Raw genomic sequence first — 25535 nt, 5'->3', positions numbered from 1 at the left:
TCACGTCCTTCATGACCGAAGGGGGACGATTGCCGCCGCGGTGCGGGATGGTTCGTCAGCTGCCCATTCCCAGCCGGGCGCCGCCGGCGACGTCGAGGCTCACGCCGGTCAGGTAGCGGTTTGCCGGGTCGGTGAGGAAGGCGATGGTCGCGGCGACTTCCTCCGGTTCGGCGAACCGGCCCATGGGGATCTGCGCGGCCCGGGCTTCGCGGGCGCGCCGGTCGCCCTCCCCGGCGCGCGTGGCCAGCTCGTCCCACATGGCGGTGTTGACCGGACCGGGACACACACAATTGACCGACACGTTGTCCGGGCCCAACACCAAAGCCAGTGACCAGCACAGGTTCAGCACGGCCGCCTTGCTGGCGTTGTAGGGCACGTACGCGCGCCGGGCCTCTTTCGCGGCGACCGAGGCCACCGCGACGATGGAGCCGGAGCGCTGGGCCTGCATGACCAACCCGACCTCGCGCAGCACGGAGAAGGCTCCCGTGGTGTTGATCGCCAGCACCCGGGCGAACTCGTCGGTCGGCGTCGTGAGCAGGTCGGGCACGGCGCCGAGAATTCCGGCGGCGTGCACGAGGACGTCGATCGCCCCGAACTCCGTCCGGATTCCGGTGACGGTGGCCCGCACGGCCTGTTCGTCGGTGACGTCGAGTTCGCGGAAGTCCGCGAGCCACGGCGGTCGGCTGTCGGGTGCGGTGCGGTCGCAGCCGATGACCACCGCGCCCGATGCGTGCAGTCGTTGGGCGGTGGCGGCGCCGATGCCTCCGCTGGACCCGGTGACCAGTGCGACGCGGGACGGGCCGGTCATCGGGCGTCCTCCGTCGCCGTCGAGCGGGAAGCGGCGGTGGCCGGTGTCCTGGGCCTGCCGGTCTCGGGCAGGGTCAGGTACACGACGAGGCAGACCGCGACGACGATCGTCATGTACACCGCGACACCCATCGGCTGCCCGGCGTCGAGGAAAGCGCTGGCGACGAGCGGGGCCGTCCCGCCGAAGACGGCGATCACGAGCTGGTGCGCCACGCCGATGCCGGACACGCGAACAGCGGCCGGGAACAGGTCGGCCTGGATGGTCGGGTAGACCGCCTGCCAGATCGCCAGGACCACCCAGCCGGACGCGGTCACCACCACGTACACGCCGAATCCGGGCTGCCGCAACAACATCAGCAGCGGGTAGAAGAGCACGACCATGCCGATGGCGCCGATGATCGGGAAGGGCTTGCGCCGGCCGATCCGGTCGGACAGGGCGCCGCACAGCGGCACGATGATCACCAGCAGGCACAGCCCGATGACGTTCCCGGTCAGCGTGGAGCTCAGGTCACGCCCGGTGGTCACGTGCGCATAGGTGGGCAGGAACGTGGCCCAGGTGTAGTAGGCGACGGCCGGGGCCGAGAGGGCCGCGGTCTGCAGCAATGCCTTCGGGTGGTTGCGCAGCAGGTCCCGCAGCCGCGACCGGGCCGGCTGCCGGACCGCGGAAGAATCGATCGCCTCGAACTCGGGGGATTCGTCGGCGCGCGACCGCAGCAGCAAGCCGATCACGCCGAGGACGCCGCCGATCGCGAACGGGATGCGCCAGCCCCACGCCGCCAGGTCGTGGCTGTCCAGGGTCGAGGTGATGATCGCCGCGACCCCGGTGGCGGCCAGCGTCGCCAGCCCGCTGGCGGTGTTCGTCAGGGAGCCGAACAGCCCACGCCGGTTGGTCGAGCCGTTCTCGACCAGGTAGGCGATGGCGCTCTGCATTTCGCTGCCGGCCGAGATGCCCTGCAGCACGCGAGCGAGCACGAACAGCAGTGGTGCCGCGTAGCCGATGACGGAGAACGGCGGCGTGATGGCGATGAGCAGGCTGCCCGCGGCCATGCCGCCGATGGTGGTGGCCAGGACGACGCGCCGGCCGTAGCGGTCGGCCAGCGGGGAGATGACCAGGCCGCTCAACGGCCGCACCACGAACCCGATCGCGTAGGTGACCAGGGCACTCACCAGCGGCGTGAACGCGGTGCCCGCCGGAAAGATCTGGCTCGCGAAGACGCCGGCCAGGATGCCGTAGATGTACCAGTCGTACCACTCGACGAAGTGGCCGATGGTGCCGGCCAGGACGTTGGTCCTCCTGCGACGCGGGGGGACGTCGATCCCGAGGGGTCCCGGCGGGGTCTTCCTTCGTGCGGTCGCCATTGAGCGCTCCTTGCTGGGAGAAGGGATGGATCTACGTCGGATCGGCGGTCAGCGCGTCGCGTGGCTGGACCACGTGCGGCCCTCTTGCTCCCGCACGGGGAGCCCGGCCGCCTGCAGGATCCGGTCGAGCAGCGCCTGGGTGCGCGCGGCTTCACGCCCCGATGTCAGCGGTGCGCCACGATCGCGCACCCGGTCGAGGAAGTGGTGCACGGCCGCGGCGAACCCGAAGGTGTTCGTCGCGGTGGCCCAGCCGAACGCCTCGGGGCTCATCGAGCGCACGGTGCTCACGCCGTCCCGGGTCAGGGTCACCGTGTCCGGTGCCACCACCTCGGCCGAGCGCTCCGCGCCGTGGGCGTCGAGCTTCTCGGCCCACGAACCCGCGTTCCGCGCGGCCGTCAGGACGCCGGTGCCGCCGCCGGCGAATCGCACCAGGGCGGACACGCCGTCCTCCTGCCAGGGGTCGTCGCCGGCGGCGTGGGCGGAGACGTCGACCGGTTCGCCCGGGCAGAACCAGCGCAGCAGGTCGACCATGTGGATGGCGTTCTCGAAGGTCGCGCGGTACTCGCTGCCGCGGCGGTTCTTCTGCGCCACGCAGAACGCGGCACCCGCGTCGCCGAACTGCTCGCGGGCGGCGACGTAGGTCGGCGCGAACCGGCGGTTGAACCCCACCATCAGCACCCGGCCGCGTTCGTCGGCGAGGTCGGCGAGGTGTTCGGCGTCGCGGGTGTCGGTCGCGAGCGGTTTCTCGCAGAAGACATCCACATCCGCCGCCAACGCCCGGCTCACCCCGGCGACGTGCTCCGACCTGGGGGTCAGCACGAACATCGCGTCCAGCTCGCGCTCGAGCGCCTGCTCGACGGTCGGCACGGCCGCACCGAACCCCCACCGCCGGACCAGGTCGGACGGGTCCTCGCGCCGCGACACCAGGACGTCGAGCACGACGTCGTCCCGCGCGGCCAGGGTGGGCAGCTGCGCGATGTGCGCGATGTTCCCGGCCCCGATGACGCCGACGCGCAGGGGCCGGTTCATCGATGCTCCCCGGCGGGCGCGAGGCCTTCCGCCTCGGCGAGGAAGGACCGCAGCGCGCGGGCGGACCGGGCGAACCCCTCCGCCGGCGGCGGGAGGTCCTGCGGGTGCCAGCGGTACTCGTACTCGAGACTGAGGACGTCGTCGTAGCCGTGCTGCCGGACCGCTCGCAGGATGTCCGTCCACGGCAGGATTCCCTCGCCCACGACGCGGGAGCGGACGGCGCGCTCCTCCGCCTTCACCCGAGCCGTCTCGGAGGCGACGAAGGGCGCGTCCGGATCGGTGAAGACGAGGTCCTTCACGTGGACGTGCCCGAGCAGGTCGCCCTGCTCCCGCAGCGCCTCCGGCCACGCCTCGTCGTGGGTGAAGGTGAGGTTCGCCTGGTCGTAGAGGACGCGCACGGCGGGCGAGCCCACCTCGCGCACCAGCCGGGCGGTCTCCTCGGCCGACTGGGTCATGGTTCCGAAGTGGTTCTCCACGCACAGCCGCACTCCGGCGGCGGCGGCCCGGGGAGCCAGCTCGGCCAGCCCCGAGCGCAGCCGCTCCCAGTGCCCGGCGTGGTCGCTCCGCTCCGGTCCCCAGGAACCGGCGTACACCCGGATCCGGGTCGCGCCGAGGCGGTGAGCGCAGTCCACCGCCGCGCGCAGCTCGTCGAGCGCGGCCCGCCGCTGCGCCGGGTCCGGGTGGTTGAGGCCCGTGGTGTAGGGAGCCAGCCCTACCACCGGCACGCCGAGACCGTCCGCGGCGCGGGCCGCTCGCGCCGCGGCGGCGGCGTCCCCGATCGCCAGCCCGCTGCGGTAATCGTTCTGGTAGATGACTTCTGCTCCGTCGAGACCCGCGGCGGCGAAAAGCTCGAGCGCCTCAGGAACCGTCTGCTCCGGGGTGCCGAGGGTGTGACCGGCGATGCGCATTACAGATCCTTTCCGGTTCGAGCGGGTGCGGCCCAGTCGGCGGGTCCGGCCAACGGAGGCGGGTTCCGGACGCGGGACCGGTCGACCAGCTCCAGCAGCAAGCCCCAAGGCGCCCGCACGTAGGTCCACCGGTTCCCGGCGACGCGGGGGCTGTCCGGCCCGACTTCCTTGGTCCCGCCCAGGACGCGGGCGCCGTGCGACCGAAGGTGCTCGACGGCCGCGTCGACGTCCTCCACGGCGAAGGACAGGTGGTGGCCGCCGAAATCGCAGTGCCGGGGATAGTCCCGCCGCTGGTCCGCGCTCCACCACTGGAACAGCTCGACGTTGAGGTTGGGCGGCATGCGCAGCATGGCCAGTTCCAGCCGGGCGTCGGCCGGAACCTCGAAGTGCTCGGGCATGAAACCGGCGTCAGGGCCTCGCGTCGAGCGGTACAGCTCCTCGGCGCCCAAGGCTTCGACGAAGAAGGTGACCGCTTCGCCGAGTTCGGGCACCGTGAAGGCGACGTGGTCGACGTACCGGAATCCGGCGGCCGCGCTCATCGCGGCGGCTCCGCGGTCGACGCGCGGACCAGCAGATCCGGCGCGAGAACGACATGCCGCGCCTCCCCGTCCTTGAGGAGCTTTTCGGCCAGGTCGATGGCGATCGCACCCATGTCGGCGATGGGCTGGCGCACGGTGGTCAGCCGCGGGTTGAACCGCGAACCCAGCTCCAGACCGTCGAAACCCATCACGGAAACCTCGGCCGGAACCGACACTCCGCGGGCGCCGAGGGCGGAGATGAACGCGAACGCGACCATGTCGTTGGCCGCGATCACCGCGGTCGGACGCTGCCCGCGCGACATGTCCGCGAAGCGCTCGGCGGCACGCTCACCCGCTCCGGGCCCGGTACCCGGGTCCAGGAACATCGCCGGCATCTCCAGCTCGGCGGCCAGGGCTTCGTAGGCAGCCAGCCGGTCCCTGGACGTGTACGTCCCGGAGATCCCGGAGACGTAGGCGATGCGCCGGTGCCCCAGACCGCGCAGGTGGTCGACCGCGAGGGCGATGCCCGCCGCGCTGTCCACCGTCACCGTCGGCACACTCGCCTGCTCGACGCGGTCGACGACGACGACTCGGCTGCCGAGCCCGACGCTCTGCAGCTCCTCGAGATCCACGCTGGTCGACGGCGCGACGATCCCGAACGGCGCGTACATCCCTTCCAGGGCGGTCAGATACGCGTTCGTCTGGGCGACTTCGCCGCCGGACACGCACAAGACCAGCTGGTAACCCCGCTCGGCCGCGGCCGACGCCATGGTCTTCGCCAGCTCGCCGTAGAAGGGATTGGTGATGTCCGGGACGATCAGCGGGACGAGGGTGCTCGTCTTGCGGCGCAGGGCCTGCGCCAGCGGGCTCATCCGGTAACCGAGGCTCTCGGCCACCTCCAGGACGTGCTGGCGCGTCTTCGCGTTCACCGCTTCCGGGCGGGAGAACGCGCGGGAAACCGTCGAGCGATGGACCCCCGCCCGGGCCGCGACGTCGTCGATGCTCACCTCAGCCAAGGCTGACCTCCTGAAACCGCAATGGAGGACTGCTCGTAGGCAGCCCAGATCACGTTCATTGTTTCGCCGAGCTCGCTCAACGTCGGCAGCCCCGCGAAACCGTCCATCCAGGTCTGCGAGACGCGCCGGACGAACACGTCGTACAGCGGGTCGCTGTCGACGTCGATGACGCGCGAGCCGGTGGAGCCGTCCGAGGCCCGTGTGAAGGAGACCTGCCCGGAAGTGCCGACCTCGACGTATCCCTCACTGCCGACGCTGGTGTAGGAGCAATAGCGCTTGGCCGGACTCGCCGGGAAGGCGTAGCCCACCTCGATGATCGCCTCGCTGCCGTCGTCGCCCGCCAGCACCAGGGTGGCGTGGTCTTCGACGTCCCCGCCGTGCAGGCTCGCCGACAGGTGAGCCGCCACGAGGCCGGCTTGCCGGGCTTCGCTGCGCTGCAGGAAGAGGTCCACGAAGTGCGGTCCCAGGTTGACCAGGCATCCCCCGCCGGAGCGGGCGGGCTCGAGCATCCAGGGACAGCCCGCGTCGAGATAGCGCTCCGGCGGACCGGCGACGAAACTCGCGCGGTGGTACTTCGGCGCGCCGGCCAGGGAAAGCGCCCGGTCCACGGGGCCGCCGCGCTGGACGAGGGGGACGGTCGCGGCGACCCCCGCCGACGCGGCCGCGTCGCGGACCCGCTCCAGCTCTTCCGGCCCCAGACCGCCCGGCTTCTCGACCACGAACGGGACACCGCGCTCGACCAGGTCCAGGCAGACCTCGGCCATCCGATCGTGCGGCCCGAAAACGTAGGCGAGATCCCACGGCCCGGCCGCCGGCGCCGCCGCCACGTCACCGCAGACCGGCGCGCCGAGGCGACGGGCGATGTCGGTGACCTGGTCGGGCTCGTCGTCCTGGACCAGCACGACGTCGTGCGTGTCCGCCCAGGCGTCCAGGTACAGCGGCACATGCCAGTGCCGCGCGCCAAGGACTGCTGTTCGCGGACGTCTCACCGCGCACCTCCGGGCTTATGAGATCGGTTGCTGAGATCGGTTGCAGTATCGCAGCAGAGAGACCTAAGCTCTGTCAACACTCGCCCCCTCCGACCCGTGAGGTGACTCGATGCGCAAGCTGCGCACCCTGACGACCGTGCACGACACCGGCACCGTGCTGATCGTGCGCCTGCCCACCGCCGAGGCGTCGTACGACGTGGCGTGCGAGGCCATCGCGGGAGGGATCGGCGCGGTCGAGGTGACGCTCACGACGCCGGGCGCCCTCGACGTCATCCGCCGATTGAGCTCGGAGTTCCCCGACGCCGAGATCGGCGCCGGCAGCGTGCTCGACGCCGCGTCCGCCTACGCGAGCATCCAGGCCGGCGCGCGCTTCCTGGTCAGCCCCCACTTCGACCTCGGCATGCTCGAAACCGCCGGCCGCTACCAGGTCGTCAGCATCTGCGGAGCGGCAACACCCACCGAGATCGTCCGAGCGGCCGCCGCGGGAGCCGACCTCGTCAAGCTGTTCCCGTCCTCGGTGCTCAACCGCGACTACGCCCGCGCGGTCCTCGAACCGCTCGCCCACATCCCCCTCGTCCCGGCCGGTGGCGTCTCCCCCGCCAACGTGGGCGACTGGTTCGACGCCGGCGTGGCGGCGGTCGGCGTCGGCAGCTTCGTCACCAAGGCGGCACAACGGGCAACCACCGAGCGCTACCCGGTGCGCGCGGCGGCCCGGACCTTTCTCGAGGCGGTGGCCGGTGCCCGCGGCTGACCCGCCCCCGGTCTTCGTCGCGATCGGCCCCGCGGGCTCGGGAAAGTCCTACGTCGCCAGGAAACTGGCTCAGCGGATCCGCGCCGTCTACCTCGACAAGGACTCCCTGGCCGGCGAACTCGTCGACGCGGCACTCGCACTGGCCGGCCACCGAACCGGAGGCCGTGAAGACGACCCGGCCTACCTCCGCCGGCTCATGCCCGCCGAATACGCCGCCCTGTTCGCCACCGCGGCGGACAACCTCCGGCTCGGCCTCCCCGTCGTGCTCGACGCACCGTTCGCGGCCTACCTCGGCGACCCGGACTTCCTGACCACGTCCGCCCAACGAGCCTCCTGGCCCACCGGCACACCCGTCGTCGTGGTCGAAGTACGGGCCTCCGCCCAGACCGTCCACACGCGACTGACCCGGCGAGCCCTGCCCCGCGACCACGCCAAACTGGCCGGCTGGCCCGCGTTCTGGCAGCAACTGGGAACCCAGCACTGCACCTGGTCCGGCGTCCACCGCATCGTCGTCGACAACGAAGGCGAACCGGACCTCGACCACGTTGCGGCATCGGCCGCCGGCGTCGCGCCGGAACGGTCAACGCCAGTCGGGGGCGCCTGAAGCGGGCGCCAGAAGTGTCTCGATCTTCGTCTGAACCTCCCGCATGACCGCCACGATGCGGGATTCGTGGTCCACGGTGAGCCTGGCCAGCGGAACCGAGCAGCTGATCGCGTCGATCGCGGGGCTGTCGTAGCGCAACGCGAACCCGAAGCCCGCTATCCCCGGCACCGTTTCCTCGTGTTCGATCGAGTATCCGCGCTCACGCACCTGCTCCAGGTCGGCCAGCAGCGACGCGCGGTCGGTGTGGGTGTGCTCGGTCAGCGCGGCGAACGGTTCGGCCGGGAGCGGGAGTTCGGCGTCGAGGCGTTCGGCGAGCAGAGCCTTGCCGAGGGCGCCGGCGTGGGCCGGGACCCGGCGGCCGACGCGGCTTATCGTGCGCACGTATTCGTGGGATTCGCGGGTCGCGAGGTAGACGACGTTCGGGCTGTCGAACCGGGCCAGGTGGATCGTCTCGCCGAGTGCGTCCGAGGCCTCGTCGAGGTACGGGCGGATCACGCGCACGCGCCGGTCGGTGTCGAGGTAGCTCGTGCCCGTGAGCAGCGCCCGGATCCCGATCCCGTAGAGGGAGCCGGTGACGTCCGTGCGCACCCAGCGGCAGTCGACGAGGGTCTGCAGCAGCTGGTACATGCTGCTGCGCGGCACGCCCAGCTCGGCGGCGAGCTCGTCCAGGCGGGCCGGACGATCGCCTCGCGCGGCCAGCAGCTCCAGCAGCGCGACGGTCCGGGCCGCCGACTTCACGCCACGCACTCCCCTGGTCTGGCCTTCTTCACCCTCCGACATGCCCTCATCGTAAATCGGGCTGGGAGCGGCCATTGACCCCAAGCGTTCACCAGCCTACCCTCCATCTGCATACGTAGATGACGTTTGCATACAAGGATGTGTTCATGTACTCGAACGCCGCACACGCACCCGAAGCTGTGGCCGAGCGGCTGCGCGACGGCATGGCCGGCGGAGTCCTTTCCTTTCCTCTCACCAGTTTCCGGGACAACGGCGACCTGGACCCGGACGCGTACCGGACGTACCTGGCCACGCAGCTCGCCGCCGGGCCGGGGGCCGTGTTCCCGGCCTGCGGGACGGGCGAGTTCGGTGCGCTGGACGAGGACGAGTACCGCACCGTCGTCACGAGTGCGGTCGAAGTGGCCGACGGCCGGATGCCGGTGGTCGCGGGCGTCGGCTACGGCTGGGCCCAAGCGCGGCGGTTCGCCCGGATCGCCGAGGAGGCCGGGGCGGATGCCCTGCTGGTGCTTCCCCACTACCTGGTCACCGCGCCGGAGGACGGGCTGGTGGAGCAGCTGCGCCGGGTCGCCGACGGCACCCGCCTGCCGCTGATCGCCTACCAGCGCGACCAGGTCTCCTTCACCGCCGCCGGCCTGCGCCGGATCGCGGAAATCCCGACCGTCATCGGTCTCAAGGACGGGCGCAGCGACCTCGACCGGCTCCAGCGCCTCACCCTCGCCGCACCGGAGGGCTTCCTGTTCTTCAACGGCGCGGCCACCGCCGAAATCCAGGCCCGCGCCTATGCGACCGTCGGCGTCGCGGCCTATTCCTCGGCCGTGCACGCCTTCGCGCCGGAAATCGCGCACGCCTTCTTCACCGCGCTGACCGCACGCGACGACGACGCCGTCGACCGGCTGCTGCGGGAGTTCTACGTGCCCCTGGTGGAACTGCGCGATCGAGTGCCCGGCTACGCCGTCTCACTGGTCAAGGCGGCCGCCCGGCTGCGCGGCCTGCCCGTCGGCCCGGTCCGCGCTCCGCTCACCGACCCCGGCCCTGGTGACCTCGCCGACCTGGCGAAAGTGCTCGACACCGGCTTGGACCTCGTCGGCGCCGCACGCCGGCTCGCCTGAACAAACCCGCCCTCAGCTCGACCCACAGTTCAAAGGGGAACTGCCATGCCGCTCATCGTGGTCGGGATCAGCGTGCTGATCCTGCTCCTGCTGATGACCAAGCTCAAGCTGAACGGCTTCGCCGCGCTGCTGCTCGTCGCCGTGGCGGTCGCCATCGTCCAGGGGATCCCGCTGGTCAAGATCCCCGACGTCCTCTCCGAGGGCATCGGCGGCCAGATCGGCGACACGATGCTCACCATCGGCCTCGGCGCCATGGTCGGCCGGGTGATGGGCGACTCCGGCGCCGCCCAGCGGATCGCCGGAAAGCTCCTCGACGCCTTCGGCCCGCGATGGGTCCAGGTCGCCATGGTCGTCACGTCCATGCTGATCGGGGTGACGATGTTCTACGAGGTCGCCTTCGTCATCATCGTGCCCATCGCGTTCACCCTCGTCCGCGTCACCGGCGCGAAACTGCTGTGGGTCGGGCTGCCGATGTCCATCGCCCTGTCGACCATGCACAGCTTCCTGCCGCCCCACCCCGGGCCGACCGCCGTCGCCGCGACCTTCCACGCCTCGGTCGGGCTGACCCTGTTCTACGGCCTGTTCATCGCCATCCCGGCCGGGGCACTCATCGCCCTGGTGTGGCCGCGCCTTCCGTTCGTCAAGCGGATGGATCCTGCCGTCCCCACGGGCCTGGTCGGCGAACGCGAGTTCACCGACGAGGAAATGCCCGGCCTCGGCTGGTCCCTGGGCGTGGCGCTGTTCCCCGTGGTGCTGATCGCCGGCGCCGCGGTGACCGAGCTGGCCGTGCCCGGCGACAGCCACTTCCTGCACCTGATCGCCTTCATCGGCTCGGCCCCGATCGCCCTGCTGCTCACCCTGCTCCTGGCAATCTGGGTGTTCGGCCCGCGCATCGGCCGGAGTCTCGAAGAGGTCGGCGGCTCGTGCGCGTCGGCGGCCAAGGCGATGGCCATGATCCTGCTGGTCATCGGAGCCGGCGGCGCCTTCAAGAACGTCCTCGTCGAAGGCGGGATTTCCGACTACATCAAGGACGTCACGCACAGCTGGCCTATTTCGCCGCTCATCCTCGCGTGGCTCATCGCGGTCATCCTGCGCGTGGCACTCGGCTCGGCCACGGTCGCCGTCGTCACCGCGTCCGGCGTGGTGCTGCCGCTGGTGGCGGGCAGCGGGATCCACCCGGAGATGATGGTGCTGGCCGTCTCCTGCGGCTCGATCGCCTTCTCCCACGTCAACGACCCGGGGTTCTGGCTGTTCAAGGAGTACTTCAACCTCTCGGTCGTCGAAGCGATCAAGGTCCGGACCAGCTACACCACGGTCCTCGCCGTCCTCGGCCTTGGCGGCGTGCTCGCCGTCGAAGGCATCCTGAACGCCCTCAACATCTGATTCCCCGTCACAGAAAGACATCCATGAGCGTCAAGCAGCCGATCGTCACCGCCTTCTCCGTCTACCCGGTCGCCGGCCGGGACTGCATGGAGCTGAACCTCTCCGGCGCCCACGGCCCCTACTTCACCCGCAACGTCGTCGTTCTCGAGGATTCCGAGGGACGTACGGGCCTGGGAGAGGTACCGGGCGGTGAGAAAATCACCCGGACGCTCCGTGACGCCGAATCGCTCGTCGTCGGCGCGAAAGTGGGTGACTACAAACGCGTCCTGCGCGAGATCGGCGACCGGTTCGCCGACCGCGACACCGGCGGCCGGGGCGCCCAGACCTTCGACCTGCGCACCACCGTGCACGCGGTGACCGCTGTCGAAGCGGCGCTGCTGGACCTGCTGGGTCAGCACCTCGACGTGCCGGTCGCGGCACTGCTCGGGGACGGGCAGCAACGCGACTCCGTCCGCGTCCTCGGTTATCTCTTCTACGTCGGCGACTCCGCCCGCACGGACCTCGACTACGTCGGCGAACCCGGCGCGGCCGTGGACTGGTACCGCATCCGGCACGAGGAAGCCCTGACGCCCGACGCGATCGTCCGTCAGGCCGAAGCGGCCTACGACCGGTACGGCTTCCGCGACTTCAAGCTCAAAGGCGGCGTCCTGGAAGGCACCGAAGAGGTCAAGGCCGTGCTGGCGCTCAAGGAGCGCTTCCCCGACGCCCGGATCACCCTCGATCCGAACGGCGCCTGGTCCCTGCGGGAGGCGATCGAGCTGTGCCGGCCCCTGGTGGGCACCCTCGCCTACGCCGAAGACCCTTGCGGCGCCGAGGGCGGCTATTCCGGACGCGAGATCCTCGCCGAGTTCCGGCGCGCGACCGGCCTGCCCACCGCGACCAACATGATCGCCACCGACTGGCGGCAGCTGACCCACGCCCTCGCCCTGCAGTCGATCTCCATTCCCCTGGCCGACCCGCACTTCTGGACCATGCAGGGCTCGGTGCGCGTGGCCCAGCTGTGTCATTCGATGGGCCTGACCTGGGGGTGCCACTCGAACAACCACTTCGACATCTCGCTCGCGATGGTCACCCACTGCGGCGCCGCGGCGCCGGGTGAGTACAACGCCCTGGACACGCACTGGATCTGGCAGGAAGGCCGCGAACGGCTCACCACCGCCCCTCCCCGCATCGCCGGCGGCGAGATCGCCGTTCCCGGCTCCCCCGGCCTGGGCATCCAGCTCGACCGGGACCGGCTGCTCGCGGCCCATGAGCTCCACCAAGAGAAGGCATTGGGCGCTCGCGACGACACCATCGCCATGCGCTACCTCGTTCCCGGCTGGGAATTCGACAGCAACCGTCCCTGCCTGGTGCGCTAGGGCCTGTCCTCAAAGCCGGATGAGCAGCGGTGCCGCGACCCCTCGCCGCGCGCCCGGCGCCGGCTCGACGAACGCGGCACCGGACGCACGCGAAGGCGGGCCTGCCGGCGCACACCGGACAGCAGATCGCCACCATGGCCAAGCTGCACCGCGAAAACCGGTACGACCGCCTCACCGAACACGTCGAGCGCATCACCGGCACGCCTGCCCGGACCGTAGCGGAGTTCTCTACCTCGACCTGGGCACGACAGCCGAAGCCAGGTAAACCGATCGGTTTTCAATTCGCCCGAGCCAGGCTAGCCTCGCAGGATGACCACCGAAGCGAAGCCGAGTTCCCGGGAACGGCTGCTGGCAGCCGCGGCCACACTCACCTACCGGGACGGTGTCGGCATCGGAGTCGACGCGCTCTGCAAGGCGGCGGGTGTGTCGAAGAAGTCCCTGTACCAGTTGTTCGAAAGCAAGGACGAACTGCTGGCGGCGAGCCTGAAGGAAGGCGCAGGCGCCTACGTGGCCGGCCTGCTCCCCCGGCGGATGACAGCCGTTCACCCCGCGAGCGGATCCTGCACGTCTTCGAACAGCTGGAACTGCAAGCCGGCGCGCCAGGGTTCCGGGGCTGCCGCTACCTGTCCGCGCAGATCGAACTCAAGGACCAGCGCCACCCCGCGAGCCAGGTGGCTCGCCGGATCAAGCGAAACCTGACGACCTTCTTCCGCGCCGAAGCCGAACGGGGCGGGGCGAAGGACCCGGACCTGCTGGCCCGGCAGCTCATCCTCGTCTTCGACGGCGCCAGCGCCCGGGCGGGGATCGGAGCCGAGAACCTGAAAGGGCTCGTCGCGCCCACCGCGGCCACCCTGCTCGACGCGGGCGGCATGCGCCGACCCCGGCGACCGGCCGGGTGAGCGTCGACTCGCTCTTGGAAACCGATCGGTTCACACTCACGGAAACCGATCGGTTTCCCGCGGTGTCACCCACCAGGAGCAGGCGCAATGCCCGACCAGACGGTACGTCCCACGATCGACGTTCCCGGGACCACCAGCCACACCCTCGCCGCACGGGAGGGACATCGGGAGGGGACGCTGCGCTACCTCAAAGCGGGCACCGGCGCACCCCTGGTGCTGCTGCACACCGTGTGCACGCAGGCCGAGCACTTCCGCAAGCTCATGCCCCTGGTCTCGGACCAGTACACCGTCTACGCCCTCGACCTCCCGGGGATGGGCTACTCCGAGATCGTGCCCGGCGCTTCCTACGAAGAACCGGCGATGCGGGCGGGGGTGGAAAGGCTCCTCACCGAACTCGACCTCGACGACGTCACGCTGCTCGGCGAGTCCATGGGCGCCGTGCTCGCCCTGACCACCGCGGCGGACCTGCCGGACCGGGTCCGGCGCGTCATCGCGGTGAACACCTACGACTTCCCCGGCGGCATCGCCCGGTCCAGCCTCCTTGCCCGGGTGGTGCTCGCCGGAGTCCTCGCGCCGGGCATAGGAACCGTGGTCGCGGGGGTCGAGCCCAAGGCCGCGCTCCGCAGGATCCTGCAGGGTGGCCTGGGCGACAAGAGCGCCCTGCTCCCGGACTACGTCGACGAGCTCCTCCAAGTGGGCAGCCGCCCCGGCTACCCCACCGTGGCCCGGGGCGTCTACCAGAACCTGCCCGGCCTGATCGCGGCCCGCTCGCGCTACCCCGAAATCAAGGCCCCCATCCACCTGGTCTACGGCGAGAAGGACTGGTCCCGGCAGTCGGACCGGCAGGCCAACAAGGACCTGCTGCCCGACGCCGAATTCACGCAGGTGCCGGGAGCGGGTCACTTCATCGCGCTGGAACGGCCCGAGGTACTGGCCGCCCTGGTGAACGCGGGGGAACGATGACCGGCGAGACCCGCGCCGTCACGCACCAGGTGCGCCGTCTCAAATCTGATGGGCAACCACACCGTCGCCGAGCGCAGGTACCGCCACGACTCCGGCATCGTGCTGTACGCACCGCTTCGCGTCACCATCTACGAGGACCACGACGACCAGGTGTGGCTCGCCGTCGACCAGCCGAGGGGCCGCTTTCGAGCTTCGGCGACCCGGAGATCGCCGCGGTCGGCGCGGAACTGGACGGCAAGCCGGCGGCAGAACGACCGTGCCCGGACAGGAACTTCAGAAGCCCGTCGAGGGTCGGCTTCATGTCACGGCGATCGATTCCAGCCGCCTCCAGATGGATGAGGATCCTCGAATCCTCATCATCCGGAAACGCCCTCCTGAACACGTCCAGGGCTGAGACGAGAACACGAACGACGTGCTCCTCGACATCGCTCACTCCATTTGCGGCAGCCGTAACCGGCACAGGCGGGGCCGCCAGAATGATGGGCGGCGCACCGTCTCCTCGCTCATTCAAGACAACCTGAGCAACGCCCAGGCGCGGCTCTCCTCCATAACGCTCATGGGCAAGCGGGAAGCTCAGGACCGCAGCGTCACAGTCTGCCCCGGCTTCAGGCACCGAGCCGACTCGGAAGTGGATACCCGAGACTCCCACCAAGGCTTCCCGGCACGCCTCGACCAGCCGTTCCGTGGACGCAGCGACGACGTATCTCATCCGCAACCCGCATTCACGCCGGTCATGATCGGCAGCGTACGCCATGGCGAAATGGTTGTGAGGGTCACGGCGGTTCTCCGTAAGGTTCGTGCGTGACCGGAGACGAGGTGCTGCAGGATCAACCACATCGGCGTGTGGCGCGGATCGGCGATACCGTCCGCTGGGCCTGGATGAGGAAGGCCGCGAGGTTCTCAGCTATTTGGAGGGCGAGTCCGGCCCGCAGGGCTGGGCCAAGGTGGTCGACGACGCCGGTCTGACCAGGTTCGCCCGGTTGCTGCGGGACTATCACGATGCCGTGGCCGGCTTTCGACCGCCGCAGGGTGCCAGGTGGTTCAACGGCGAGGTCGGGCTGGGTGGCAGCGAGGTGATCTGCCATGGTGACTTCGGTCCGTGGAACATCGTCTGGCAGGGCGATCAGCCGGCCGGCATCCTTGATTGGGACTACGCCCGGCCCGCACCGCGACTCCACGACGTCTGCTACGCGCTGGAGTACGTCGCTCCCTTCCGCGATGATGCCGAATGCCTTCAGTGGCTGCGTCATCCCCATCCTCCCGATCGGCGCCACCGTTTGGAGTTGTTCGCCGCCGCCTACGGCCTGACGTCCACCTCGGGACTGGTCGACACCGTGATCGACGTCCAGCGGACCGTGATCGAACAGGCCCGAAGGCTGGCCGACGCGGGATATCAGCCTCAGGTCGGCTGGGTCGCCGACGGCCAGCTTGAGCAGTGGGCGAGCCGGCTCGCCTGGAGCGAGGAAAACAGGCACTTGCTCGAGTAGACGGCACGTTCTTGGGTCAGGGTCGACACCACTGCTTCTCAGGTCACCTTGATGACGACCTTGCCCGCGGTGTGACCGTTCTCGACGGTGGCGAGGGCGGCCGGGGCGTCGGACAACGGGTGGACCGCCGTGATCGGGGGCGCGAGGACTCCGTCGAGCGCCAGCCGGGCGGCGCGCTCCAGGTTCTCGCGGTCGAGGCGACGCTCGACGAAACGGCCGCCGATTTCGGGCACGGACTGATCGCCCACGGCGATGACATTGCGGGGGTCCCGCGCCAGCGGGGCGACCGTCCGCAGCGAGAGGCCGCCGACCAGGTCGACGATCCCGTCGAAGCCGTCGGGAGCCAGTTCACCGGCCGCGGCGACGACGTCCTCCGTGGTGTAATCGACGAATCGCACCCCGACAGCTTCGGCCAGCTCACGTTTGGCGGCGCTGCCCGTGCCGACCACGTGCAGTTCGCGCGCCGCGGCCAGCCGGGCGACCGCGAGGCCGACCCCACCGCCGACGCCGTTCACCAGGATCGTGGCGCCGGCCGGCAGGCCGAGCTGGTCGAGCGCGTCCACCGCGGTCGTCCCGGCCACCGGCAGCGTCGCCGCCACGGTGGCGGACAGGCCCGCCGGGATGCGCGCGGTGTTCAGCGCGGCCAGCACCGTCGTCTCCGCGTAGGTGCCACCGCCGGTGAGCGCGAAGCCGAAGACCGCATCCCCCACCTCGAGCCCGTCGACCTCCTCCCCCAGGGCGAGAACGGTTCCCGCCGCTTCCATGCCCAGCACCCGCGGGAACGGCCGCCCGCCGTCGAGCCCGGGGACCAGACCCGCGCGCAGGAGGTGGTCGAGGGGGTTCACCCCGGCGACGTCGACCCGGATCAGCACCTCACCGCGACCGGGAACGGGATCGGGACGCTCGAAGAACTCCTGCACTTCCGGCCCGCCGTGCCTGCCGAAACCCCATGCCTGTCCCATTTTCCGCGCCTTTCCGGGTGACCGGCCCGGTCGTTCCGGGCTCTGCGGCCATCCTGACCCCTGACACCGGTGTCAGGGGCAACCGGCTGAGGCGCGGGTCACACCGTCAGCCTGGTGCGAACGTTGCGGAGTTCGCTGCTGGTAACCCCGGCGCTGAGCAGGTACTGCTCGACATCGAAGCCGTCGAGGGTCGCCATGACGGCCTCTTCGATCGTGGTGCCCTTGTTGGCGAGGACAGCCTGGATGAACGGTTCATGGTCGGCGGTTCCCATAGCGGCGAACAGGGCCTTCAAGGCTTCGGCGGACATAGCGTAGTCCGCGGCGATCGCCTGGGGTTCGACGTCGGCCAGCGCGAGCAGCAGAAGCGAGACCAGCCCGGTCCGGTCTCGTCCGACGCCGCAGTGGAACAAGACCCCGCCGGGATCGGCGTGGGCGATCGCCTTGATGACAGCAGCGCAGCGGGCGGCCTTCCGTTCGAGGAAGACGGGATAGTAGAGCGGGGTGCCGTTGAGCCGTTCACCGTTGACGTGCCGCCAGAACTCGATGTCGTCGATGTCGTCGAGCGGGACTTCGAGCCGGTCGATGGCAGCCGGCGTGGTGGGTCCTTCCGGGGTGGCGGCGAATTGCGCCGAACCCGCCTGTGCCGTCGACGGCGTTTCAGCAGGCCGGATTTCGTCCGCGTTGCGGAGGTCGATGACCGTGCGGACGCCGGACTCGCGCGCTTGGGCCCAGCCTGTCTCAGTGACGAAACGCAGGTCCGCGGCTCTGAAGAAGGCGCCGAAGCTGGTCGTGCCACCGGACTTGGTGGGGAGTCCACCGAGGTCCCTGGTGTTGAAGAAGCCTTCCCAGGTCACTGCTCTGCTCGTCTTCATCGGTCGGCTGCTCCGTTCTCAAGGAGGTTGAGAGTCCGCCGAGCCGACATCACCGACTCGACTGCCCCATCAGTCTCCCAGGGATGGAAGGCACCTCTCGTCTCGTCGAGGCTGCCGACAGCCGCTCCTGCGGACACCAGCGCTTCCAACACAGCGGCTGCGATCGCACGCACCTGCGGATCGCTCGCTTCCGGGAGCGCGCCGGACATGCCACGGCAGCGTCCCCCGGCGCGGGGTGTGGTCCTGGAGCCTGACCGGCTGCGGCTGGCTGCTGACCACGGCGATGGTCGCGGGGCTGACCGACGCCCTCAACCGCGACTGACCGGCGCGGAACACAAAAGGCCAGGTCAGCGCCCCGTGATGGGGCGGCAGGCGAGCAGGATCGCCGGGCGCGGTTAACCGTCCGCTAACCGGGAACGTCTTTCCCACGACCGCCGGTGACGGCGGAGCCCAGACCCCGGACGACGGAGGAAACCACGTGTTCCGTCACACGAAGCTGCTGCAGTTCGAAGCCAAGCCCGAAAAGCCCGACCCCGTCTACGCCCACAAACTCCAGGAACTCATCGGCGGCGCCTACGGCGAAATGACCGTCACCATGCAGTACCTCTTCCAAGGCTGGAACTGCCGCATCGAAGGCAAGTACAAAGACCTCATCATGGACACCGCCACCGAAGAAATCGGCCACGTCGAAATGCTCGCCACCATGGTCGCCCGCCTGCTGGAAGGCGCCCCCGCCACCATGACCGCCGAAGCCGTCAAAGACCCCGTCATGGCCGCCGTCATCGGCGGGATGGACCCCCAGCAAGCCATCGTCGCCGGCGGCGGCGCCCTGCCCGCCGACTCCAACGGCTACCCCTGGAACGGCAAATACATCGTCGCCTCCGGCAACCTGCTCGCCGACTTCCGCGCCAACGCCGCCGCCGAAGCCCAAGGCCGCCTCCAAACCGCCCGGCTCTACAACATGACCGACGACCCCGGCGTCAAAGCCATGCTCAAGTTCAACCTCGCCCGCGACACCGTCCACCAGAAACAATGGCTCGCCGCCATCGAAGAACTCAAAGCCGACGGCCTCGAAGACGACATCGCCCCCAACGCCCTGCTCGACGAAGAAGACCAGACCCACAACAACACCATCTGGCACCTCTCCGACGGACCCGACGGCGCCAAAGGCGGCTGGACCACCCGCGACGGCATCGAATACCTCACCGACCCCCAGCCGCTCGGCGGCCCCGGCACCGCCCCCAAACCCGACCCCGCCCTCTACGGCACCTACGCACCCCTGCAAGACGCCAAAGGCACCGCCAAAGGCAAGGCCAAGGAAGTCAAGAACAAGCTGACCTGACCGGTCCGGGGCCGCCGCGCGCAGCGGCGGCCCCGGGCACCGGCGGCCGTCCGGGTGAGGACGGCCTCACCACGGGTTCGAGGCGCTCCGGCTGGGTATCCCGGCCGGAGTCCCCTTGCACCTGTGGAGGCCCAGTGCAGCCTTGGCCCGGTTCCCCTTACCCGCTCGGAGCCGACTACGACGGCGTCGGCACCAACTTCGCCCTGTTCTCCGAGGTCGCCGAACGCGTCGACCTCTGCCTGTTCGCCCCGGACGGAACCGAGACCCGGATCCGGCTGCCGGAGGTCGACGGCTTCGTCCACCACGGCTACCTGACCGGCATCGGCCCCGGCCAGGAGTACGGCTACCGGATCCACGGGCCGCACGACCCCGCCCGCGGACTCCGGTGCAACCCCGCCAAGCTGCTGCTCGACCCGTACGCCAAGGCCGTCACCGGCCGCGTCGACTGGGACGAGTCCGTGTTCGGCTACCGCTTCGGCCGCCCCGGCGAGCGCAACGACGCCGACTCCGCGGCGCACACCGTCCGCGCGGTTGTCGTCAACCCGTACTTCGACTGGGCCAACGACCGCCCGCCGAACGTGCCGTACAACGAGACCGTCCTCTACGAGGCCCACGTCCGCGGCCTCACCAAGCTCCACCCGGACATCCCCGAAGAGCTGCGGGGCACCTACTCCGGGCTGGCCCACCCGGTGATGGTCGAGTACCTCCAGACGCTCGGGGTCACGGCCGTCGAGCTGATGCCGGTCCACCAGTTCCTGCACGAACACGCCCTGACCGAGCGCGGGCTCGCCGACTACTGGGGCTACAACACCATCGCCTACTTCGCGCCCCACAACGCCTACGCCGCGTCGATCCTGCCCGCGACGCCGGGCAGCGAGGTGCACGAGTTCAAGGCGATGGTCCGGACGCTGCACGAGGCGGGGATCGAAGTGATCCTCGACGTCGTCTACAACCACACCGCCGAGGGCAACCACCTCGGGCCCACGCTGTCGATGCGCGGCATCGACAACCAGGCCTACTACCGGCTGGTGGAGAACGATCCGCAGTACTACATGGACTACACCGGCACGGGCAACTCGCTCAACGTGCGCGACCCGCACACCCTGCAGCTCATCATGGACTCGCTGCGGTACTGGGTGACCGAGATGCACGTCGACGGCTTCCGCTTCGACCTCGCCGCCACGCTGGCCCGCGAGTTCTACGACGTCGACCGCCTGTCGACGTTCTTCGACCTGGTGCAGCAGGACCCGATCGTCAGCCAGGTGAAGCTGATCGCCGAGCCGTGGGACGTCGGTCCCGGCGGCTACCAGGTCGGCAACTTCCCTCCCCTGTGGACGGAGTGGAACGGCCGCTACCGGGACACCGTCCGCGACTTCTGGCGCGGCGAACCGGCGACGCTGGGCGAGTTCGCCTCCCGCATCACCGGCTCCTCGGACCTCTACCAGAGCGATGGCCGCCGCCCGTTCGCGTCGATCAACTTCGTCACCGCGCACGACGGCTTCACGCTCAACGACCTGGTGTCGTACAACGAGAAGCACAACGAGGCCAACGGCGAGGACAACCGCGACGGCGCCGACGACAACCGGTCGTGGAACTGCGGCGCGGAAGGCCCGACCGAGGACGAGAAGGTCCTCGACCTCCGGGCCCGCCAGCGCCGCAACATGATCGCCACGCTGCTGCTGTCGCAGGGGGTGCCGATGCTGCTGCACGGCGACGAGCTCGCCCGCACCCAGCAGGGCAACAACAACGCCTACTGCCAGGACAACGAGCTGTCCTGGGTGGACTGGTCGCTGCTGGAGGACCACCGCGACCTGTTCGACTTCACCTCGGCGGTCATCGCGCTGCGGCGGCGGCACCCGGTCTTCCGCCGCCGCCGGTTCTTCGCCGGCCGGCCGATCCGCCGGGGCGACGAACTGCGGGACATCGCGTGGTTCACCCCCGCCGGCGAGGAGATGACCGACCACGACTGGGAGGCCGGCTTCGGCCGCAGCATCATGGTCTTCCTCAACGGCACGGCCATTCCCGACCTGGACGCCCGCGGGGAGCGGGTGCAGGACGACTCGTTCCTGCTCTGCTTCAACGCCCACGACGACGAACTCACGATGACCGTCCCGGGCGATGACTACGGCGAAGAGTGGGCGATCGTGCTCGACTCCGCGACGGGTGAGGTGTTCTCCCGGTCCGTCGGCGGCGTCCTGGTCGGCGGCGTGACCGGCGACCAGCTCGCGACTCCCCGCACGGTGGCGGGCGGCGGCACGCTGACGGTCGCCGCCCGCTCCCTCGCCGTGCTCCTGCGCACGGCCGGGCCGGAGGCGTAACCCCGGGCACGCCGGGTAGCCCGCGCTCGACGGCGGGCCACCCGGCCACGCCCGGCGAACGGGAGGCACCCATGGCCAAGGCGACGCACCACCTCGAGGTCCAGGCACCGGCACAGGCCTGCTACGACTGGTGGCGGCCGCTGACCCGGCTCCCGGACATCTTCTCCGACGTCGAGTCCGTCGAGGCGATCACCGGGGACGGCTCGCGGACGCGCTGGAAGGTGTCGGGCCCGGCCGGTTCGACCGTCGAGTGGGAGGCGCGGATCACCGACGACCGTCCGCCGCACCAGCTCGCGTGGGCCACGGTGGCGGACTCCGATCCCGACGTCACCAACTCCGGCGTCGTCCGCTTCGAAGACAAGGGCGACGGGCGGACCGAGCTGGAGGTCAGCCTCGAATACTCGCTGCCGGCCGGGAAGGCCGGCGAAGCCGTGGCGGCCCTGCTGGCCAACCCCCAGCGCAAGGTCGAGCGCGCCTGCACCGAGTTCAAGCGGCTGATCGAAACGCGCTGACCGTCCGGAAAGCCGCCGGCCCGGCGGCTTTCCGGGGTCAGAGGATCGGCGCCCCGCCCGTCACCGCGACGCGCGCCCCGGATACGTAACTGCCGTCGTCGGAAGCCAGCAGCACGTACACCGGCGCGAGCTCGGCCGGCTGTCCCGCCCGGCCCAGCGGGACCTGTTCCCCGAAGGACTTCACCTGCTCCTCGGGCATGGTGGCCGGGATCAGCGGCGTCCAGATCGGGCCCGGGGCGACGCTGTTGGCGCGGATGCCCTTCGGCCCCAGCATCTGGGCCAGCGCCGCCGTCATGTTGGCGATCCCCGCCTTCGTCACGTCGTAGGGCAGCAGCTGCGGCGTCGGGTTGTCGGAGTTCACCGACGAGCTGCCGATGATCGACGCCCCCGGCTTCATGTGCGGCACGGCCGCCTTCGCGAGGTGGAAGAACGCGCTGAGGTTGATGGCCAGCGTCCGGTCCCACTCCTCGTCCGGGATCTCGTCGAGGGTCTCGTGGCTCATCTGGAAGGCGGCGTTGTTGACGAGGACGTCGATCCGGCCGAACTCTTCGACCGTGCGGGCGACCAGGGCCCGGCAGTGCGCCGGGTCGGCGACGTCGCCGGGCACGACGACGGCCTTGCGCCCGGCCTCTTCCACCCAGCGCCGCGTCTCCTCGGCGTCCTCGTGTTCGTCCAGGTAGGAGATCAGCACGTCGGCGCCCTCCCGCGCGTACGCGATCGCCACCGCGCGGCCGATGCCGCTGTCCGCCCCGGTGATCAGCGCCGCCTTGCCGGTCAGCTTCCCGGAACCGCGGTAGGTGTGTTCGCCGTGGTCGGGCCGCGGGGTCATCGCGGCGGTCGTCCCGGGCGGGGTCTGCTGCTGGGCGGGCTGGGACACGGCTGGCTCCTCGAAGACGGGGGTGGATCACCAACCCCCTGTTACCCCCGGGCCACCGGATCACACATGTCATCAGATGGACGACTTGATACTTGTCATCATTTGGATGACGTGTTAAAACAGGAGTGCGTGTTGACACGAACCAGACGAAGGAGGAGGAAACCGATGTTGATGCGCACCGACCCGTTCCGTGAGCTGGACCGCCTCACCCAGCAGGTCTTCGGCACCCCCGGAACCTGGTCCAAGCCGGCCGCGATGCCCATGGACGCCTACCGCGCCGGCGACGAGTTCGTCGTCTGCTTCGACCTGCCCGGCGTCACGCCCGACGCCATCGACCTCGACATCGAGCGCAACGTCTTGACGGTCAAGGCCGAGCGGCGCCCGCTCCCCGGCGGCGGCGACGTCCAGATGCAGGTCTCCGAACGGCCCCTCGGCGTCTTCTCCCGCCAGCTGTTCCTCGGCGACAGCCTCGACACCGACCACATCGCGGCCGACTACGAGGCCGGCGTGCTGACCCTGCGCATCCCCGTCGCCGAAAAGGCCAAGCCGCGCCGCATCGAGATCAGCGGGGCCGAGTCCGAGCGGAAGGAGATCCAGGCCTGACGGAGAAGCAAGCCGTGAACGACCAGGCGCGCGCCGCGGCGGAGCGGATCTTCGCCGCGGCCACCGCACTGGGCGCCACCCGCCAGGAGGCGATCCTGGTGACCCGCGCGGTCCACGCCGTCAAGAACGGCCGCCCGACCGACGTCGCGCTCACCGACACCCCGCAGCACCGGCGGCGGCAGCTCGCGCACGTCGTCGGCTGCGCGCTGTGGGACCCGGCGCTCGACGCGGACGCCGTGCTCGCCGCGGTCACCACCGCGGGCCGGGCGGCACCGCGCGAACAGCGGTCCGCGGCGGCCTGACGCCCTACCGCGACGCGTCGGCGCGGCGCACCGTCACCGCCGGCCCGGCACCCGTGCCGGACAGCGGGATCGGGCCGAACCAGTCGAGGCAGACCACCATCGCGTCGTCCTCGGCCTGGCTGCCGTGCCGGCGCGTCTTGAGCTCCCGCAGCACCGCGCCCGGGACGTGCGCCGCCGGCAGGTCGGCGGTCGAGGTGACCGCCTCGGCGAGCTCGCGGTCACCGTAGAGCTCGCCGTGCGGGCCGAGGGCGTTGTAGACGCCGTCGCTGACGAAGACGAACCGGTCGCCGTCGGCCGCCTGGAGGCCTTCGACCGTGTAGATCGTGCCGTCGAACGTGCCCAGCGGCAGCTGTTCGTCGAAGAGGACCCGCTCGGCCTTCCCGTCCCGCAGCCGCCACAGGCGCGGCGACCCGGCGTCGACCACGGCCACCGAGCCGGTGGCCAGGTCGAACTCCAGCAGCAGCGCGGCCACGTGCTCGGCGCCGCGGTAGTGCGCGTAGAGCGCCTGGTCGGCGAGTTCGGCCTGGGCGTCGAGGGGGATCCCGGCCCGCCGGGCGTTGCGCAGGGCGTTGACCGCGAGGTTGGTCAGCAGGGCGGCTTCGCTGCCTTCTCCCATCCCGTTGATCAGCGTGACGGCGAGCTTCCGCGCGGACGCCGACCAGTCGAAGCAGTCGCCGTAGATGGCGTACGCGGGTTCGAGCTGCCCGCCGAGCGCGAACTCGGCGCGGGTGCAGGCGCGGCCGGGCAGCAGCTGCCACTGCATCTCCGCGGCCAGCGTCAGCCGGGACGACCGCCGCGCCTGGATGTAGAGGTCGGTGTCGCGGTCGGCGACGAACAGCTCGTGGGCCACCGCCTCGGCGAACCGCTCGAGCTCCGCCCAGACGGGCGGCTCCGGCTCCCGCGGCAGGGTGACGGCGAGGACGCCGAGCCGGTCGCCGCGGACGCTGACCGGCAGGTAGCCGGTGACGCTGTCGCCGTCGTGGGAGAACGTGGCCGCTTGCGCGAGGAAGGCCGCGCCCGGGGTGGTGTCCTCGACCGGGATCGGCTCCGCCGTGTAGGGCTCGGCGCCGACCTGGCACAGCTCGGTGAGGGCGTAGTCGGCCATCAGCAGTTCGACCGCCTGGGCGCCGAAGTGCTCGCCCAGTGCCGAGCGCAGGGCCGCGGGCAGGTCGTGGGGTGGTACGTCACGGAGGAGACGCTCCACCGCCAGGGATCTGTCCAACGCCGCCTCCTGCTCACGGGTCCGCGCGCCGGGCGCGCGGTCGGGTCTGTCGAGAGTCTGCGCCGCTCCGGCGTGCCGGTCTACGGCGAGTCGCGTGAGCTGTGCTGCCGGTTCAGCATAGGGATGCGACAGTGGACGCCGTGGATCGATCCCGCGAGCAGGCCACCCCGGACGGGGCGGCCGCCGTGGCGGGCCTCGCCGAGCTGTTCGCGTCGGTGCTCGAGCGGGCGCGGGACGTGTCGCCGCGTCCGCTGTCGGTGTCGCAGCTGCGCGCGGTCGTCGCCCTGGACCGCCACGACGGGATCACCCTGCGGGAGCTGGCCGACCACCTGGGCTCGACCCCGCCGCTGGTGAGCCGGCTCTGCGACCGGCTGGAGGCGGTCGGTTTCCTCGAGCGCCTGCCGAGTGCGCGCAGCCGGCGGGAGCTGACGCTGCGGCTCAGCGACCGCGGCCGCGCCTACCTGCGGGAGCTGCGGGCGCGGCGCCGGGAAGGCGTCGAGGCGCGGCTGGCGAAGATGACCCCGGAGGGCCGGGCCGCGCTGGCCGAGGGCCTGCGGGAGTACCGGGCGCTGGCCGACGGGGACGGGCCCTGGTGAGACCGAGTTGC

General features: G+C 70.6%; 29 protein-coding genes. 17 read left to right on the top strand and 12 right to left on the bottom strand.

The features are described from left to right. Positions 1-55: 55 nt before the first annotated feature. From ACH54P_RS45295 to ACH54P_RS45265, 7 genes are read right to left on the bottom strand one after another with little or no spacing between them, the layout of a single operon-like run. Entirely contained in the window at positions 56-808 is a 753-nt protein-coding gene (locus ACH54P_RS45295; protein ID WP_489909467.1) for an SDR family NAD(P)-dependent oxidoreductase, read from the bottom strand. Further along, positions 805-2166, bottom strand: a complete 1362-nt coding sequence (locus tag ACH54P_RS45290; protein WP_489909466.1) for an MFS transporter — start codon at positions 2164-2166, stop codon at positions 805-807. The genes ACH54P_RS45295 and ACH54P_RS45290 overlap by 4 nt, the downstream gene beginning before the upstream one ends. Before the next feature lie 48 nt (positions 2167-2214). Next, positions 2215-3195, bottom strand: a complete 981-nt coding sequence (locus ACH54P_RS45285) for a Gfo/Idh/MocA family protein (protein WP_489909465.1) — start codon at positions 3193-3195, stop codon at positions 2215-2217. Continuing rightward, positions 3192-4103 (bottom strand): sugar phosphate isomerase/epimerase family protein, encoded by a 912-nt coding sequence (locus ACH54P_RS45280; RefSeq protein ID WP_489909464.1) that lies wholly within the window; start codon positions 4101-4103, stop codon positions 3192-3194. The genes ACH54P_RS45285 and ACH54P_RS45280 overlap by 4 nt, the downstream gene beginning before the upstream one ends. Further along, positions 4103-4642, bottom strand: coding sequence for a VOC family protein (locus ACH54P_RS45275; protein ID WP_489909463.1), 540 nt, complete (start codon positions 4640-4642; stop codon positions 4103-4105). The genes ACH54P_RS45280 and ACH54P_RS45275 overlap by 1 nt, the downstream gene beginning before the upstream one ends. Continuing rightward, entirely contained in the window at positions 4639-5628 is a 990-nt protein-coding gene (locus ACH54P_RS45270; protein ID WP_489917009.1) for a LacI family DNA-binding transcriptional regulator, read from the bottom strand. The genes ACH54P_RS45275 and ACH54P_RS45270 overlap by 4 nt, the downstream gene beginning before the upstream one ends. After that, entirely contained in the window at positions 5625-6581 is a 957-nt protein-coding gene (locus ACH54P_RS45265) for a Gfo/Idh/MocA family protein (RefSeq protein ID WP_489909462.1), read from the bottom strand. Before ACH54P_RS45265 ends, ACH54P_RS45270 begins: the two co-directional genes overlap by 4 nt. A 154-nt stretch (positions 6582-6735) precedes the next feature. On the opposite strand from ACH54P_RS45265, the gene ACH54P_RS45260 reads away from it, so the two are divergent. Next, positions 6736-7377, top strand: a complete 642-nt coding sequence (locus ACH54P_RS45260; protein ID WP_489909461.1) for a bifunctional 4-hydroxy-2-oxoglutarate aldolase/2-dehydro-3-deoxy-phosphogluconate aldolase — start codon at positions 6736-6738, stop codon at positions 7375-7377. Next, the gene (locus ACH54P_RS45255; protein WP_489909460.1) at positions 7364-7981 is read left to right on the top strand and encodes a P-loop nucleotide/nucleoside kinase family protein; all 618 of its coding nucleotides are present in this window, start codon (positions 7364-7366) and stop codon (positions 7979-7981) included. Before ACH54P_RS45260 ends, ACH54P_RS45255 begins: the two co-directional genes overlap by 14 nt. Here the strand turns inward: ACH54P_RS45255 and ACH54P_RS45250 are convergent. Further along, positions 7958-8761 carry an IclR family transcriptional regulator gene (locus ACH54P_RS45250; RefSeq protein WP_489909459.1) on the bottom strand — a complete coding sequence of 268 codons (804 nt, stop codon included), beginning with the start codon at positions 8759-8761 and terminating at the stop codon, positions 7958-7960. The two genes, ACH54P_RS45255 and ACH54P_RS45250, sit on opposite strands and share 24 nt — an antisense overlap. A 104-nt stretch (positions 8762-8865) precedes the next feature. Between ACH54P_RS45250 and ACH54P_RS45245 the strand changes: the two genes are divergently transcribed. The 9 genes from ACH54P_RS45245 (at position 8866) to ACH54P_RS45205 (ending at position 15918) form a co-directional block, all read left to right on the top strand. Continuing rightward, positions 8866-9828: a 5-dehydro-4-deoxyglucarate dehydratase gene (locus ACH54P_RS45245; protein WP_489909458.1), complete on the top strand. Its 963-nt coding sequence runs from the start codon at positions 8866-8868 to the stop codon at positions 9826-9828. Positions 9829-9873: 45 nt separating this feature from the next. Further along, entirely contained in the window at positions 9874-11211 is a 1338-nt protein-coding gene (locus tag ACH54P_RS45240) for a gluconate:H+ symporter (RefSeq protein WP_489909457.1), read from the top strand. A gap of 23 nt (positions 11212-11234) precedes the next feature. Beyond that, positions 11235-12569: an enolase C-terminal domain-like protein gene (locus ACH54P_RS45235; protein ID WP_489909455.1), complete on the top strand. Its 1335-nt coding sequence runs from the start codon at positions 11235-11237 to the stop codon at positions 12567-12569. A gap of 309 nt (positions 12570-12878) precedes the next feature. Next, positions 12879-13268: a TetR/AcrR family transcriptional regulator gene (locus tag ACH54P_RS45230; RefSeq protein WP_489909454.1), complete on the top strand. Its 390-nt coding sequence runs from the start codon at positions 12879-12881 to the stop codon at positions 13266-13268. Continuing rightward, positions 13241-13468: a hypothetical protein gene (locus ACH54P_RS45225; RefSeq protein ID WP_489909452.1), complete on the top strand. Its 228-nt coding sequence runs from the start codon at positions 13241-13243 to the stop codon at positions 13466-13468. Before ACH54P_RS45230 ends, ACH54P_RS45225 begins: the two co-directional genes overlap by 28 nt. 87 nt (positions 13469-13555) lie before the next feature. After that, positions 13556-14431: an alpha/beta fold hydrolase gene (locus tag ACH54P_RS45220; protein ID WP_489909451.1), complete on the top strand. Its 876-nt coding sequence runs from the start codon at positions 13556-13558 to the stop codon at positions 14429-14431. A 48-nt stretch (positions 14432-14479) separates the two neighbouring features. Continuing rightward, positions 14480-14770, top strand: a complete 291-nt coding sequence (locus tag ACH54P_RS45215; protein WP_489909449.1) for a DUF302 domain-containing protein — start codon at positions 14480-14482, stop codon at positions 14768-14770. 73 nt (positions 14771-14843) lie between these two features. After that, a complete protein-coding gene (locus ACH54P_RS45210) occupies positions 14844-15236 on the top strand; it encodes a hypothetical protein (RefSeq protein ID WP_489909448.1) in 393 nt (130 codons plus the stop codon). Between the two features lie 139 nt (positions 15237-15375). After that, on the top strand, positions 15376-15918 hold the full coding sequence (locus ACH54P_RS45205) for a phosphotransferase (protein ID WP_489909447.1): 543 nt from the start codon (positions 15376-15378) through the stop codon (positions 15916-15918). 38 nt (positions 15919-15956) lie between these two features. Here ACH54P_RS45205 and ACH54P_RS45200 read toward each other — a convergent pair whose 3' ends face one another. After that, positions 15957-16880: an NADP-dependent oxidoreductase gene (locus ACH54P_RS45200; RefSeq protein ID WP_489909446.1), complete on the bottom strand. Its 924-nt coding sequence runs from the start codon at positions 16878-16880 to the stop codon at positions 15957-15959. A 98-nt stretch (positions 16881-16978) separates the two neighbouring features. After that, entirely contained in the window at positions 16979-17752 is a 774-nt protein-coding gene (locus tag ACH54P_RS45195; protein ID WP_489909445.1) for a tyrosine-protein phosphatase, read from the bottom strand. Positions 17753-18230: 478 nt separating this feature from the next. Here ACH54P_RS45195 and ACH54P_RS45190 point away from each other — a divergent pair, with 478 nt between their 5' ends. From ACH54P_RS45190 to ACH54P_RS45180, 3 genes are all read left to right on the top strand, one after another. Beyond that, a complete protein-coding gene (locus tag ACH54P_RS45190; RefSeq protein ID WP_489909444.1) occupies positions 18231-19094 on the top strand; it encodes a manganese catalase in 864 nt (287 codons plus the stop codon). Positions 19095-19228: 134 nt separating this feature from the next. Beyond that, positions 19229-21412, top strand: coding sequence for a glycogen debranching protein GlgX (gene glgX / locus ACH54P_RS45185; RefSeq protein WP_489909443.1), 2184 nt, complete (start codon positions 19229-19231; stop codon positions 21410-21412). A 71-nt stretch (positions 21413-21483) separates the two neighbouring features. Beyond that, positions 21484-21924, top strand: a complete 441-nt coding sequence (locus tag ACH54P_RS45180) for an SRPBCC family protein (protein ID WP_489909442.1) — start codon at positions 21484-21486, stop codon at positions 21922-21924. A gap of 37 nt (positions 21925-21961) precedes the next feature. On the opposite strand, the gene ACH54P_RS45175 is transcribed toward ACH54P_RS45180, so the two are convergent. After that, the gene (locus ACH54P_RS45175) at positions 21962-22753 is read right to left on the bottom strand and encodes an SDR family oxidoreductase (protein ID WP_489917007.1); all 792 of its coding nucleotides are present in this window, start codon (positions 22751-22753) and stop codon (positions 21962-21964) included. A gap of 213 nt (positions 22754-22966) precedes the next feature. Between ACH54P_RS45175 and ACH54P_RS45170 the strand changes: the two genes are divergently transcribed. Both ACH54P_RS45170 and ACH54P_RS45165 read left to right on the top strand, forming a co-directional pair. Next, complete coding sequence (locus tag ACH54P_RS45170; RefSeq protein ID WP_489909441.1) at positions 22967-23404, top strand: Hsp20/alpha crystallin family protein; 438 nt, start codon at positions 22967-22969, stop codon at positions 23402-23404. 14 nt (positions 23405-23418) lie between these two features. Continuing rightward, positions 23419-23706, top strand: coding sequence for a hypothetical protein (locus ACH54P_RS45165; RefSeq protein WP_489909440.1), 288 nt, complete (start codon positions 23419-23421; stop codon positions 23704-23706). 4 nt (positions 23707-23710) lie between these two features. On the opposite strand, the gene ACH54P_RS45160 is transcribed toward ACH54P_RS45165, so the two are convergent. Then, positions 23711-24928, bottom strand: a complete 1218-nt coding sequence (locus ACH54P_RS45160; RefSeq protein WP_489909439.1) for a PP2C family protein-serine/threonine phosphatase — start codon at positions 24926-24928, stop codon at positions 23711-23713. Between the two features lie 131 nt (positions 24929-25059). On the opposite strand from ACH54P_RS45160, the gene ACH54P_RS45155 reads away from it, so the two are divergent. Continuing rightward, entirely contained in the window at positions 25060-25524 is a 465-nt protein-coding gene (locus tag ACH54P_RS45155; RefSeq protein WP_489909438.1) for a MarR family transcriptional regulator, read from the top strand. Positions 25525-25535: the final 11 nt, after the last annotated feature.

The sequence above is a fragment of the Amycolatopsis sp. N2S4-7 genome, assembly GCF_058119595.1.
Note: the sequence above shows the minus strand (reverse complement) of the source record. Positions and strands in the feature narration are given on the sequence as shown.

What these genes read in the sequence shown, in the direction of transcription:
- ACH54P_RS45250 (WP_489909459.1), bottom strand. Translation starts at nt 8,761, where the DNA reads ATGTCGGAGGGTGAAGAAGGCCAGACCAGGGGAGTGCGTGGCGTGAAG.
- ACH54P_RS45275 (WP_489909463.1), bottom strand. Translation starts at nt 4,642, where the DNA reads ATGAGCGCGGCCGCCGGATTCCGGTACGTCGACCACGTCGCCTTCACG.
- ACH54P_RS45290 (WP_489909466.1), bottom strand. Translation starts at nt 2,166, where the DNA reads ATGGCGACCGCACGAAGGAAGACCCCGCCGGGACCCCTCGGGATCGAC.
- ACH54P_RS45220 (WP_489909451.1), top strand. Translation starts at nt 13,556, where the DNA reads ATGCCCGACCAGACGGTACGTCCCACGATCGACGTTCCCGGGACCACC.
- ACH54P_RS45215 (WP_489909449.1), top strand. Translation starts at nt 14,480, where the DNA reads ATGGGCAACCACACCGTCGCCGAGCGCAGGTACCGCCACGACTCCGGC.
- ACH54P_RS45280 (WP_489909464.1), bottom strand. Translation starts at nt 4,103, where the DNA reads ATGCGCATCGCCGGTCACACCCTCGGCACCCCGGAGCAGACGGTTCCT.
- ACH54P_RS45260 (WP_489909461.1), top strand. Translation starts at nt 6,736, where the DNA reads ATGCGCAAGCTGCGCACCCTGACGACCGTGCACGACACCGGCACCGTG.
- ACH54P_RS45295 (WP_489909467.1), bottom strand. Translation starts at nt 808, where the DNA reads ATGACCGGCCCGTCCCGCGTCGCACTGGTCACCGGGTCCAGCGGAGGC.
- ACH54P_RS45170 (WP_489909441.1), top strand. Translation starts at nt 22,967, where the DNA reads ATGTTGATGCGCACCGACCCGTTCCGTGAGCTGGACCGCCTCACCCAG.
- ACH54P_RS45285 (WP_489909465.1), bottom strand. Translation starts at nt 3,195, where the DNA reads ATGAACCGGCCCCTGCGCGTCGGCGTCATCGGGGCCGGGAACATCGCG.
- ACH54P_RS45195 (WP_489909445.1), bottom strand. Translation starts at nt 17,752, where the DNA reads ATGAAGACGAGCAGAGCAGTGACCTGGGAAGGCTTCTTCAACACCAGG.
- ACH54P_RS45240 (WP_489909457.1), top strand. Translation starts at nt 9,874, where the DNA reads ATGCCGCTCATCGTGGTCGGGATCAGCGTGCTGATCCTGCTCCTGCTG.
- ACH54P_RS45180 (WP_489909442.1), top strand. Translation starts at nt 21,484, where the DNA reads ATGGCCAAGGCGACGCACCACCTCGAGGTCCAGGCACCGGCACAGGCC.
- ACH54P_RS45200 (WP_489909446.1), bottom strand. Translation starts at nt 16,880, where the DNA reads ATGGGACAGGCATGGGGTTTCGGCAGGCACGGCGGGCCGGAAGTGCAG.
- ACH54P_RS45230 (WP_489909454.1), top strand. Translation starts at nt 12,879, where the DNA reads ATGACCACCGAAGCGAAGCCGAGTTCCCGGGAACGGCTGCTGGCAGCC.
- ACH54P_RS45245 (WP_489909458.1), top strand. Translation starts at nt 8,866, where the DNA reads ATGTACTCGAACGCCGCACACGCACCCGAAGCTGTGGCCGAGCGGCTG.
- ACH54P_RS45175 (WP_489917007.1), bottom strand. Translation starts at nt 22,753, where the DNA reads ATGACCCCGCGGCCCGACCACGGCGAACACACCTACCGCGGTTCCGGG.
- ACH54P_RS45235 (WP_489909455.1), top strand. Translation starts at nt 11,235, where the DNA reads ATGAGCGTCAAGCAGCCGATCGTCACCGCCTTCTCCGTCTACCCGGTC.